Below are 12299 nucleotides of genomic sequence, written 5' to 3'. Positions count from 1 at the left end.
CCGACGTCGACGATCCGATGCTCGCGCCGGTGCCGCGCGCGCGGATCGAGGTCGCGACGTGGGAAGAGGCGCTCCAGCGGGTGAAGTCGCTCTCGACCGATCTCCGCATCCAGGTCGCCACCATCGCGCGCGCGGAGGCCGCGTCGCGGATCGCGCTCGGCAACGCGCTCACCACGATCAACGCGCAGGGCTCGTTCACGCACAACCTGATCACGAAGGACCTCCCTCCCCCGCTCCAGGGCACGACCCCGCTCCAGAACCTCGGCACCGCCGGCGGCTCCCTCACGCAGCCGCTCTTCAACCTGCGCTCCTGGTACATGATCGGCACCGCGCATCGAAACGAAGAGGCGGCGCAGATGAGCTACGAGGACACGAAGCGCGTGATCGCCCTCAACGTGGCGAACGCGATCGTCGGCGTCGTGACGAACGAGCGCGTCGCCGAGCTGAACCGCGTCGGCCTCCAGAACGCGCTCCAGCGCATGGAGCTGACGACGCGGAAGACGAACCTCGGGAGCGGCACCGGCCTCGACGTCGTCCGCGCGCGGCAGGACGTGGAGACCGCGCGCGCGACGCTCGTCACCGGCGACGAGAACCTCCGCCAGGCGCGCGAGGCGCTCGGGCTCGCGCTCGGGTTCTCGGAGCAGGCCGGCGTGCCGCCGAACGTCGACCTGAACGGCCTCGAGCAGAGCGCGCGCTCCTCGTGCAAGGTCGCCGAGACGGTGGACCAGCGCCCCGACGTCGCCGCGCTCCACAAGCGCGTCGAGATCGCGCAGCGCGGCACGACCGAGGCGAAGCTGCAGTTCGCGCCGTCGATCGACCTCCGCTCCTCCCTCGCGACCTCCACCGTGCAGAACACCCTCGCCCCCGCGACGACGTGGAACGTGCAGGGCGTCCTCACGATCCCGATCTGGGACGGCGGCGTGCGCTACGGCAACGTGCGCGACGCCGCCGCGCAGGAGACGATCGCGCTCCAGAACCTCGAGGCCGCGCGCCGCAAGGCGACGATCGAGGTCACGCAGGCGCGCCGCGCGGTGAGCGTCGCGGAGGAGAGCCGCAAGGTCGCCGCCGCCGCCCGCGATCTCGCCGCCGAGACCGACCGCCTCACGCGCACGTCCTACCTCGAGGGCCGCGGCACCAGCCTCGAGCTCGTCGCCGCCGCGCAGGCGCTGCGCCAGGCCGAGATCCAGCTCGCGGTCCAGGACTTCAACCTGGTCAAGGCGCGCGTCGCCGCCGTGCTCGCCCTCGCGCTCTGCCCCTGGTGAGCGCGACGGCGTTGCGGGCTACTGCCCCGCGGCCGCGTCCCAGCCGGTGACGCGGGCGAGCTCGGAGAGGTTCACGTTCAGGTCCATCAGCGCGGTCGCGTGGCTGATGCGCGCGAAGATAAAGGCGCGGAGCGGCTCGATCAGGAAGCGCTCGTCCTTCGTCCCGAGGTCGATCGCGTCCTGCGTCATCGCGATCCACCGCTTCGAGCGGTGCTCCGCGCGGTCCCAGTTCATCTCGCGCGTGTTCGCCTCGACGACGGCGGCGTAGGCGTTCTCGACCTCGACCGCGACGCCGCCGAGGGCGAGGCGCTCCAGCGCGCGCGTCTCCTCGAGCTCCGCCTCCGCGATCTCGATCCGCGCCTGCTTCGGCAGGAAATCGAGGCCCCACTGCACGCCGAAGCCGAACGACGCGCCGAAGCGGTTGAACGGATCGCCGATCCAGGCCGCGCGCTGCGGGTCCGCGCTCGGCGCGACCGAGTAGGCCGCGTTGAAGCCGACGCCGATGTTCGGGAAGAGCTCCGCGCGCCGGAAATCGACGAAGGCCTTGCGCGCCGCCACGCCCGCGCGCGCCATGTTCACGTCGGCGCGGAAGAGGCGCGCGGCGGTGAGGTACCGAACGACGGGGCCGATCACCACGTTCGGCCGCTTCAGCGGCTCGTCGGGGATGTCGAACGCGCTCTGGACGCCGGTGAGGAAGCGGAGGCCGGCCGTCGCGTAGGCCTCCCCCTTCCTCGCCTCCGCCATGCGCGCGAGGATCTCGTCCCGGTTGTACTCGAGCCGGAGGCGGTCCGCCTCTTCGACCGACTGGTCGCCACGCTCGAGCTTGCGCGTGATGTCCCCGATCGCCTTGTTGAGCTTCCCGAGGACGTCGTTCGCGATGTACTGCGCGTCGCGCGCGAGCATCAGGCCGTAGAACGCGCGCCGCGTGTCGGCCCGGATCTGCTGCCGCTGCTTCTCGATGTCCCACTCCTGCACGCGGACGTTGCCCTCCGCCGCGCGCTTGATCGAGTCGATCTTCCCGAACGTGTAGAGCGGGAGCGTGCCGCCGATGCTGACGCCGAACGCCGGCTGCCAGCCGGAGCCGAAGCCCTGGTAGAGCAGCGTGTACGGGGACGCGTTGTAGAACGGCGTTCCGCCGATCGGCGGGAGGTAGCCGAACGTCGAGTTCAGGTGCCAGAACGACCACGGCTGCCAGATCGCCTCGTGGTACTGCCCCTGCGCGCGCCCGAGGCGGCCCTTCGCCGCCCAGATCTGCGGGGCGTTGCGCTCCGCGAGGAGGAGGCACTCCGCGAGGGTGTAGGCGTGGGTCCGGATCGTCTGGACCGGCGGCGTCGGCATCTGCGAGGGATCGACGAGCGGCGGCGTCGCCGCGTCCGACGAGGCCTTCTTCGGCTCGTCCTCTTCGTCCTCGAGGTCGAAGGGGCCCGCGCTCGCGTCGCGCGCGGCGAAGACCACGCCGAGCGCAAGGATCGAGGAGCACGCGAACCGCCGCATCGGAGCGGCGGCACGTTAGCAAAACTAGCCGCGCTCGTCGCCGCTAGGTGTGTAGATGAAGCCTTCCTGCTGGAAGACGCAGAGGCGGTTGCCGCCCCGGCGCTTCGCCTCGAGGAGGGCGGCCTCGAGCGCGCCGAGGAGCGCCTCCTTCGTCCGCACGTCCCGGCTCGGGAAGAGGGCGACCCCGAGGGAGGCGGTGACCCGCGCCTCGCGCGGCCCGTCGGGCGACGACGAGGTGAAGACGCGGGCGGCGACGTCGCGCCAGATGCGGGAGGCGACCACGAGCGAGCCGGCGAAATGGGTCGACGGGAGCAGGACGAAGAACTCGTCGCCGCCGTAGCGCGCGACCGCGTCCGAGTCGCGGACCGATCCCTTGATCACCTCCGCGACCCCGCACAGGACCGCGTCGCCGAGGGAGCGACCGCCGCGCTCGTTGTGGATCTTGAGGCGGTCGACGTCGAGGACCGCGCACGCGAGCGGCTCCGAGTGGCGCTCCGCGCGCGTGAACTCCGCGTCGAGCCGCTCGTTGAGGTGGAGGAACGAATACGCCTCCGTGAGCGGATCGAAGCGGCGCAGGCGATCGAGCCGCTCCCGCATCGAGGCGAGGCGATCGTGCGCGCGCTTGATCTTGAGCGCGGACGAGACGCAGACGAGGAGCTCCGTCTGCTCGAAGGGCTTGCAGACGTAGCCGTCGGCGCCGATCTTCACCGCCTCGATCCGGCTCTTCGGATCGGTCTTCGCGAAGACGAGCGCGACGGGGACGAACGAAGACTTCCCCGCGGCGTGGCCGCCGAGGCCGCGGATCGTGCGGCAGGCGTCGAAGCCGCTCATGCGCGGCATCACCGCGTCGAGGAGGACGACGTCGATGCCGCCGCGCGCGACGCGCTCGACCGCGGCCTGCCCGTCGGCGACGGTCTCGACCTCGTAGCCGCTCGCGCGCAGCGTCGACGCGATGAGCTCGCGCGTCGGCGCGTCGTCGTCGGCGACGAGCACGCACGCGGTCGGCGTCGTGTCGAGCGACGGCGCGGAGAGGCCCGCGACCGCCGGCGCGAGCGCGGCGCGCAGCACCGTCGATTCGCGCTCGGACGAAGGCTCGTCGTCGTCGAGGTCCACGCCCATCGCGTCTCCGTTCTAACACGTTCCCGCGGCGAGCACCTTGCGCGCGAGCGTCGAGATCCCGAGCTCGCCGAGGGACAGCTCGTCGAAGAAACCAGCCGCTTCGTAGGGATCCGGCAGCGCGGCGGGAGCTTCGTGGGCGCTCGCGGTGAGGACGTCGATCGTGAGGCGCCGATGCGAGAGCACGTGGACGACGGTGCCGACCTTCTTCGCGTCGCGGACCGCGAACGCCGCCTTCAGCGCGGCCGCGGTCGCGACCATCGGCGGCTCCCACAGCCCGCCGAAGAGGCCGTCCGAGCGCCGGCGCGCGAGGAGGACCTTGCCGCCGCTCCGCGCGACGAGCGCGGCGAGCTTCTGCGGCTTCGGCTTGGTCTTCTCGCCGAGCACGGGCAGCCGATCGACCTTGCCCTCCGCGCGCGCGCGGCAGTCGCGCGCGACGGGGCAGCGATCGCAGGCCGGGCTCCGCGGGGTGCAGACCGTCGCGCCGAGCTCCATCAGCGCCTGGTTCCAGTCGCCGGGGCGATCGCGCGGAACGAGCTCGTCCGCGAGCGCCTCGGCCTTCTTCATGCCGCCGCGCTTCATGTCGTCCTCGATCGCGAAGAGCCGCGCGAGGACACGCGCGACGTTGCCGTCGACGAGCCCGACCGCGCGTCCGAACGCGATGCTCGCGATCGCGCCCGCGGTGTAGCGCCCGATGCCGGGGAGCGCGAGGAGCCCGTCGCGCTGATCCGGGATCGGCGCGGCCGCGACCGCCCTCGCGCCGGCGTGGAGCAGCCGCGCGCGGCGGTAGTAGCCGAGCCCGCTCCACGCCGCGAGGACCTGGTCCTCGGGCGCCTCCGCGAGCGCGAGCGGGGTCGGGAACCGCGCGAGGAACCGCTCGAAGTACGGGATCACCGTCTCGACCCGCGTCTGCTGGAGCATGATCTCGCTGACCCAGACCGCCCACGGATCGCGGGTGCGGCGCCATGGCAGGTCGCGCCGGCACGCGTCGTACCAGGCGATCAGGTCGCGCCGCAGCATCGCGACTTGCGCCGGCGGCGCGGCGGGCCCATGTTCCCCCTCCGTGAGCAAAACCCGACGTGACCCTGGCATCGCGGCCCTTCTCTCCCTCATCGTCCCGGGCGTCGGGCAGATTTACAACGGCGCGTTCTTGCGCGGCATCTTCTGGCTCATCATCACGCCCGGCTTCTGGATCGGCTCGGGCGGCACGCTCGGCTGGATCTGCCACCTGCTCGCCGCATACACGGCGTACCAATACGCGAAGAAACGCGGCTGAGCTCCTCAACGCAGGGGCTGCGCCCCTGCACCCCGCTCGCCGACGCACATGGTGACGTCGTTCTCATTTCGGCGGCATCGCGCGGGCCTCGAGGGTGAAGGTCCCTTCGTTCCGGCCCTGGTGGCCGTCGACGACGACGAAGTAGGTGCCCGCCGGCAGCGTCGTGTCGATCTTGGAGTGGCGCGTGTCGGGGCCGTCGTTGTTGCACGCGGCCTCGGCCTCGCGGACGTTCTTCATCCCGGGCGGGTCGAGGCACGACTTGCGGATCGCGAGGACGCCGTCGTGGCTCGGGGTGGAGAGGAGGAGCTGCACGCGCTGCGGCGACGGCAACGTGAGCTTGAAGACGCGATCGCCGCTCGCCTGGGCCTCGGGGCGGCCCGCGCACGACGCGGTGAAGCGATCCGGCGCGCCCGCGGTCGTCCCCCGGATCGTCTGACCGAGCGCGATCGACGGCACCGCCTTGCACGCCGCCTCCTGCAGGCTCACGTCCTTCGCGCGGAGCTTGAACGAGAAGCGCCCGAACGGGCCCTGGGCGAGGCCGTCGACGCCGAGGTAATAGACGCCCGGGTTCAGCATCTCGTCGATCGAGGCGGCGCAGGCGATGTCCGTCGCGCGGTCGGCGCAGCTCTTCGCGAGGAAGAAGACGTGGTTCCCCTCCTCCGCGTCGAAGCGCGCCGTCACGCGCGAGCGCGCCGGGAGCTCGAAGCGGTACATCATGTCCGCCCCGCCCTTCCCCGCGCACGTCGGGGCGAAGTCGTCCTTCGCCTCGAACGTGTCGCCGTCGACGCTCTTGTCCTCCGGCGTGATCGCGATCGCGTCGCCGCACGCGTCGCCGCGGACGCCCTTTCCGCCCTCGAGGGTGAGGTCGACGTCGAGCGTGAAGCGGCCGCGCGAGCCCTTCTCCACCGAGTCGGCGAACACGGTGTACGCGCCGGGATCGAGCGTCGCGACGAGCGCGGTGTCGGCCGCGCGCATGCCGCGATCGGTGCAGGCCACTTCGGTCTTGTCGTCCGCGCACGAGCTCCGCATGTGGAGCACCGGCGCGAAATCGCCGACCGCGTGCATGACGACGCGCGTCCGCGCGCGGGCGGGGAGGTCGAGGCGGTACGGGATCTCGGGGCCGTGCCCGAAGTCGCACGAGCCGTGGAGCTGATCGAAGGCGTCGTTGAGCGCGCCGGCGGCGTGGGACCCGAGCGGCTTCGCCTGCCGGCACGTCTCCGCGAGCGTCGGCACGTCGGTGAGCTCGACGTCCATGCGGTAGGTGCCGCCGTTGCTGCCCGCCGCGTCGACGAAGAGGAAGTAGGGACCGGGCTCGAGCACCTCCTCGATGCGGGAGCCGCGGTCCTGCATCGGGCGCTTCGAGGTGCCGGCGACGACGTCGTCGTTGCAGGCGACCTCGGCCTCCTTCTCCTCGCAGTCGTCGCGCCGGAGGTAGACGACGGAGTCGAACGTGGGATCGACCTCGACGACGAGGCGCTGCCGCTTCTCGAGGTCGAGGCGGTAGACGACCTCCTTCGCGTCCGCGTTCACGCACTTGCCGGAGTGGTCCGCCTCGCCCTTCCGCGTGCTGCCGGTGGACGCGCCGAGCGGGAGCGGGAGCGGCGCCTCGCAGGTGCCCGCGCCGAACGCGGTCGCGGCCGCGGCGCCGGCGGGCGCGGCGAGCCCCGGCGCCCCGGTCCAGCTCGCGACGATGAAGTCGCCGCTCCCGCGCGTCATCTTCACGACCGCGGTGAAGCGACCGCCGAGCGAGGGGCAGACCTTCACCGCCGCCTCGGCGTCCGCGGTCGTGTCCTTCCCGAGCTGCTTGTCCTCGGCGTCGAGGACGGTGAGGTCGAGGTCGCGCACGTCCGCGCCGCCGATCGCGACGAGCGTCGCGCAGTCGCGCGGCAGATCGATCGTGAAGCGCGCCTCACGCCCCTCCGCGAGCGCGCCGCGCTGGATCGGCCCCACCTGCGCGAGCCCCATCGCCGCGAGCGTGTTGTGGACCGCGACGTAGCGCGGCTCGAGCGCGCCCGGGCGCGCCGGCGCGGCGGTGCAGGCGACGGCGGCGACGAGACCGGCGGCGAAGAGAAAGGCCCGCCTCACGGGATGCGGCGGGCCTTCAGCGGAATCGTCAATTTCGTCTCTTGCGGCTGAGGTGGGAATTTGGTTTGCCGCGCCGCGCCGATGATGCACTGCCCGAGCGGCGCCGCGGTGAGGTCGGCGGGCGTGAGCTCGACCTTCTGCACCGCGCCGGAGGGCTCGACCGTGAAGCGGATCTGGATCTCGGGCGCGCCGTCGGCGCCGGCGTGCTCGCGGACGCACGCGTCCATCGCGGGGAGCTGCTTCGCGACCGCGGCGGTGAAGGGATCGGCCGGCTTCGCGCGCGGCGCCGACGCGGACGGCGCCGCCGGCGCGACCGAGGACGCCGCCGGCGCGCTCGGCTCTGCCGTCACGACGACGGGGAGCGCGCCCGACGACGCGGTCATGGCGCCCTTGCTGTCGTCGCGGACCGAGATGATCGTGGGCGGAGCGTCGTCGTCGGGCGCGCGCCGCAGCGCGAGGACGAGGACCGCCGCCGCGACGCCGATCGCGGCGACGACCGCGATCGCGATCGCGATCGGCAGCGCGGCGCTCCTCTTCGCCGGCGGCGGCGGCTCGGGGTCGGGCGGCTGCGTCGGCGCGAACTCGATCGCGCGGTTCCGGCCCGTCGCGACGACGTTCGAGGGCGGCGGCGGGTTGCGCCAGGCCGCCTCGAGCTCGGCGAGGGAGATCGCGCCGAGGTCGGGCATGTCGGGCATCGACGCGAAGTCCTGCCTCACGAGCAGGGCGAGGCTCGCCGCGACCTCGTCCTCGGGGATCGGCTGGACGCGGCGCAGCTCGCGCGCGAACTCCTTCGCGCTCGCGTAGCGCGTCTCGCGGAGCTTCGACATGCCGCGCTCGAGGATCGCGTCGAGCTCGGGCGGCACCTCCGGGCGCGCCGCGCTGATCGGCGGCGGCGTGTGCGAGATGACGCGCGCGATCGTCACCGTGTCGTCCTCGACCGCGAACGGATGCGCGCCGGCGAGCAGCTCGTAGAGCGTGATCCCCGCCGCGTAGACGTCGGTCTGCACGCTCGGCGGCGAGCCGTCGAGCGCCTCGAGCGGGAGGTACGCGAGCTTGCCGCGGATCGTCGCCTTGTCGGTCGTCTTCGTGACCTCGCCGCGCATGCGCGCGATGCCGAAGTCGAGCAGCTTCACGTGACCGTCGGTGTCGACGAGGATGTTCGACGGCGAGACGTCGGCGTGGATGATGTCGAGCTGGGTGCCGTCGGGGAGCTTCAGCGTGTGCGCGTACTCGAGCGCGTCGAGCACCTTCGTCATGATGTAGATCGCGCCCGCGATCGGGAGCTGCCACCCTTGCGCGCGGCGGTACAGGAGCCAGAGCCCGAGGTGGAAGGCGCGGACGTAGTCCAGCACCATGATGTACGCGCCGTCCTCCTCGCCGAAGTCGATCACGCCGACGATGTTCGGGTGCTGGAGGTTGGCGAGGATCTTCGCCTCGCGCACGAAGAGCCGCGCGATGTTCGCGTTCGTGTTGTGCTCGGGGAGGATGCGCTTCACGACGACGGGCTTCGCGAACCCGGCCGCGCCCTCCGCCCGCGCGAGGTAGACGACGCCCATGCCGCCCGCGGCGAGGCGCGCGACGATGCGGTAACGTCCGAGCACGGTCGCGCCGACCATCGGGTCCGGCGCGACGACCTCGTCCTCGACCTCGCTCACGGCTTGGCTCCGGCGGGCGCGGCGTGGCGGACGTAGTAGACGACGCCGTGCTGCTTGTGGCTCAGACGAAGCACGATCGCATTTTCGCCCGGAACCGGGGTCGCCGTCGTGGAGAACCGCTGGTGCTCGTCGAGCGCGACCGGTTGCCCGGCGATGCTCACGCTCCAGCCCTCGACGACGACGCCCGCCACGTTCACCGACGCGCCCGGCGCGAAGCTCCCGTCCGCGGGCTCGCGCAGGCTCGCCGCCGGCGCGGCGTTGTCGAACTTCACGACGACGGTGGTCTCCGGCGAGCCCTTGCCGCCGTCGGCCGTCTCGAACTTGAGCGTGTGCGTCCCCTCCCCGATCGCGCCCGCCGCGAGGGTGACGCGCGCGGGGCCGGCGGGCCGCTTGTTCTTGTCGACGTAGAGGACGTAGCTCCCGCCCGCCGGCGCGTCGGGCCAGCGGACGACGAACGACGGGAGGAGGTTCTGGTAGAGGATCGTGTACCGGCGGCCGTCGGTGTCGACGACGCTCGACGGCGGCAGGCGCGGGAGCTCGGCCTTCGCCGCGTCCGCGATCACGGCGATCGTGCCCGTCGCGGCGGGCTTGTCCTCCACGCCGTCGGGGCCGATGCAGCGGACCGAATACGCGTTGTAGCCGGCGGGGAACGAGACGTTCGCCTTCCTCTCGCCGCGGACGCTCGTGCTCTCGCCGCGGGTCACGACCCCGCCGCCGGGGCACAGCGCGGTCAGCTCCATGCCGACCGCGGTCGGCGGCTTCGGATCGCGAATCACGATCGAGTCGCCGGCGCGCACGGTGAAGTCCACGATCGCGGGGCCGCGCCCGACGACGACGACGCCCTTGCTGCTGAGCGTCGCGGTGTCGCCGACCTTGAGCGCCTCCGCCGCGCCCGCGCCCTTCACCTCCGCGTCGCCCTGCTTGACCGCGACCTTCGTGCCGGCCGCCGCGATCTCGGCGTCGACGCGGCTCTTGCCTGCCTTCGCGGTCAACGCGCCGCCCGGCACGTCCATCCGCGTGTCCTCGCCCGCGCCCGCGATCTCGACCTTGCCCGCCGTCGCGCGCGCGAGCGCGCCGCCCGCCTCGCCGACGACGACGCGGCCCGCGCCGACGACGCGCGCCTGCTGGCCGCCGCGCCGGATCTCGATCGCGGCGCCGGCGGGCACGTCGATCGTGTCGCCGGCGTTCACCGCCGCCGCGCCGTCGGCGAGCGCTTGCCAGGTGGTGGAGCCCTTCGCTTGCCGGCGGACGCCGCGATCGTGGACGTCGACGAACGCCGCGCCCGGATCGACGGCCGGTCCCGCGTCGACCTCGGCCGCGGTCGTGCCCGCGTCCTCCGGCGCCTTCGGATCGCGCTCGATGACCGCGCCGCCGAGGCTGACCTCGAAGGCCTTGCCCGCGGTGAGGGCGAGCCCGCCGTCCGCGGTCTCGATCCGCGCCGCGCCGAGGCTCAGCTCGATGCGCGTGCCGCCCTCGGTGGGGGTGAGCTTGATCGCGCCGCCGGACTCGATGCGCGCGGTGCCGATCGAGGTCTCGAGCAGCACCTCGCCGTTGTCGGCCTCGACGCTCGCCTCGCCCGCCTCGATCGTGAGCCGCGGCGACGTGGCGCCGGGCGCGGTCGCGAGGAAGCGGATCGTCGTCTCGGGCGGCATCTTCAGCTTGCCGCCGCGCGTGAGCCGGATGACGGCCTCCGCGTTCGGTCCGGTCTTGAGCCCGTCGCCGAGGTTCAGCTTCGCGCCGTCGGCGGCGGGCTCCCACGCGCCGACCGCGCTCGCGGTGTCGCGCTTGAGGTCTCCCTCGTGCTTCGCGACCTCGGCGACGCTCTTGTCCTTGCAGCCCGCGAGGAGCAGCGCGAGGACGAAGAGCAGCAGGGCGAGGTGGCGGCTCATTTCCCTGGCCGCAGGTCCGCGTTCAGGATCGTGACGCCGTTCTCCTCGACCTGCATGCGGCGGCGCTGGCCGGCGAAGCCCTCCGCCTGGACGACGACCTCGTACGATCCGGGCGGCACGTCGACCTGGAACACGCCGTCGGCGTCGGTCTTCGTCTCGACGCCGATCGGCTCGACGCGGATCGTCGCGGCGAGCGGCTTGCCGCTGAAGGCGCGCACGAGGCCGCGGAGCTGCCCGGGCTTGATCGTGTGCTTCGCGGTGACGCTCGCGGTGGCGGCGGCGCCGGCGACGACCTCGACGTCCATCACAGAGTCTTCATAGCCTGTCGCCTTCACCGTGAGCGAAGCCTTGCCGGCAGGGAGCTCGATCGTGAAGGAGCCGTCGGGCCCCGTCGTCACGCTCTTGTCACCGACGCCGACCTGCGCGTTCGCGATCGGCTCGCCGCGATCGCCGGTGATCTTCCCGCGGACGGTGCCGGTCGCGACCGGCGCGACGGGCGGCGGCGTGGACGGCGGCGGCGCGACCGGCGGCGGCGGCGGCGGGGCGGGCTCCGCGGTCGGGCGCGCGGGCGCGCGCGTGAAGCGGAAGCCGAGGACGAAGGCGACGCGCGGCTCGAGCGGCGCGAGCGGATCGGCCGGCAGCGTGCCGGGCCTCCGTCCGAGGCCGATCTCGGCGCGGAGCTCCGCCTGGATCCCCTCCGGCGTCACCCCCGGATCGCTGATCTGCACGCGCGTGCCGGCGCCGAAGCGGAACGGCGACGCGAGCGGCGACGGCGCGTTCGATCCGAGGAGCGGCTCCCACGTGAGCTCGCCGAGGAGCTCGAGGCGGCCGACGCGCTTGCTCGCGCCGGCGCCGAGGAGGATCGCGTCGAAGTCGCTCGCGTGGAGCGCGATGCGATCGCCGCGGCGGACGCGGGCGGGGTTCGCGACGACCTCGGCGCTGCGATCGAAGCGGTAGCCGACGTCGAAGGCGATCGCGAGATCGGCGCCCGGCGGCGCGATCGTCGCGAGCGCGTGCGCGTCGACGCTGCTCGCGTCGAAGCGGACCGACGGCGCCTCCGCGCCGGGGACGCGCAGGCCGAGCTGCCCGCCGAGCGCGACGGAGGACGACACCGCCTCCGCGAAGCGGGCGGCGATGCGCGGATCGCCGACGCCGGTGGAGCTCGCGCCGAGCGCGTCGTCGGGGTGTTTGTCGTAGCGTCCCTCGAGGGAGATCGATCCGGAGAGGAACCGGAGCGGTTGTACCCCGACGCCGAGTGTGCCGAAGCCGCGATGATGTGCGCCGCTCTCGCCCGGTTGGGCCTCGGTGTAGCCGTAGCCCCCGCTCGCGGCGGCCGTGATTTGTAGCGGTCTCCGCGGCGCGGCGACGTTGACGCGGGCGAGCGCGGGGAGCCCGGCGGGGCCCGCGCCGACGAACGACGCCACCTCGTCCGCCCGCGCGCCGGCGGGCAAGAACCACGAGAGGAGCGTCAAGACAAGAACCCGCGACCGTGCGCGCATACCCCGAGCGCGAGCGTATACTG

9 protein-coding genes are annotated in these 12299 nt (G+C 73.1%); 2 read left to right on the top strand and 7 right to left on the bottom strand.

All coding sequences use genetic code 11. From position 1 onward, the window contains the following. Nucleotides 1–1262, top strand: a 1262-nt coding sequence (locus KF837_44305; protein ID MBX3234397.1) for a TolC family protein, incomplete at its 5' end; no start/stop codon positions are given. Between the two features lie 18 nt (nt 1263–1280). Here the strand turns inward: KF837_44305 and KF837_44300 are convergent. The 3 genes from KF837_44300 to mutY are packed head-to-tail and all read right to left on the bottom strand — an operon-like array spanning nt 1281 to nt 4964. Next, the gene (locus KF837_44300) at nt 1281–2756 is read right to left on the bottom strand and encodes a TolC family protein (GenBank protein ID MBX3234396.1); all 1476 of its coding nucleotides are present in this window, start codon (nt 2754–2756) and stop codon (nt 1281–1283) included. Nucleotides 2757–2780: 24 nt separating this feature from the next. Then, nucleotides 2781–3875 (bottom strand): diguanylate cyclase, encoded by a 1095-nt coding sequence (locus KF837_44295; protein ID MBX3234395.1) that lies wholly within the window; start codon nt 3873–3875, stop codon nt 2781–2783. Between the two features lie 12 nt (nt 3876–3887). After that, on the bottom strand, nt 3888–4964 hold the full coding sequence (gene mutY, locus KF837_44290) for an A/G-specific adenine glycosylase (protein ID MBX3234394.1): 1077 nt from the start codon (nt 4962–4964) through the stop codon (nt 3888–3890). Here mutY and KF837_44285 point away from each other — a divergent pair. After that, complete coding sequence (locus KF837_44285) at nt 4936–5148, top strand: hypothetical protein (GenBank protein ID MBX3234393.1); 213 nt, start codon at nt 4936–4938, stop codon at nt 5146–5148. The two genes, mutY and KF837_44285, sit on opposite strands and share 29 nt — an antisense overlap. 63 nt (nt 5149–5211) lie before the next feature. Here KF837_44285 and KF837_44280 read toward each other — a convergent pair whose 3' ends face one another. Genes KF837_44280 through KF837_44265 form a run of 4 tightly spaced genes read right to left on the bottom strand, consistent with a single transcriptional unit; the run spans nt 5212 to nt 12249 of the window. Further along, nucleotides 5212–7233 carry a hypothetical protein gene (locus KF837_44280; GenBank protein MBX3234392.1) on the bottom strand — a complete coding sequence of 674 codons (2022 nt, stop codon included), beginning with the start codon at nt 7231–7233 and terminating at the stop codon, nt 5212–5214. Further along, nucleotides 7230–8888 carry a serine/threonine protein kinase gene (locus KF837_44275; protein ID MBX3234391.1) on the bottom strand — a complete coding sequence of 553 codons (1659 nt, stop codon included), beginning with the start codon at nt 8886–8888 and terminating at the stop codon, nt 7230–7232. Before KF837_44275 ends, KF837_44280 begins: the two co-directional genes overlap by 4 nt. Then, complete coding sequence (locus KF837_44270) at nt 8885–10777, bottom strand: hypothetical protein (protein ID MBX3234390.1); 1893 nt, start codon at nt 10775–10777, stop codon at nt 8885–8887. The genes KF837_44275 and KF837_44270 overlap by 4 nt, the downstream gene beginning before the upstream one ends. Then, nucleotides 10774–12249 (bottom strand): carboxypeptidase regulatory-like domain-containing protein, encoded by a 1476-nt coding sequence (locus KF837_44265; protein MBX3234389.1) that lies wholly within the window; start codon nt 12247–12249, stop codon nt 10774–10776. Before KF837_44265 ends, KF837_44270 begins: the two co-directional genes overlap by 4 nt. Nucleotides 12250–12299 lie beyond the last annotated feature (50 nt).

Origin of the sequence: Labilithrix sp., from assembly GCA_019637155.1 — a bacterium.
Lineage (GTDB): Bacteria > Myxococcota_A > Polyangia > Polyangiales > Polyangiaceae > Labilithrix.
Note: the sequence above shows the minus strand (reverse complement) of the source record. Positions and strands in the feature narration are given on the sequence as shown.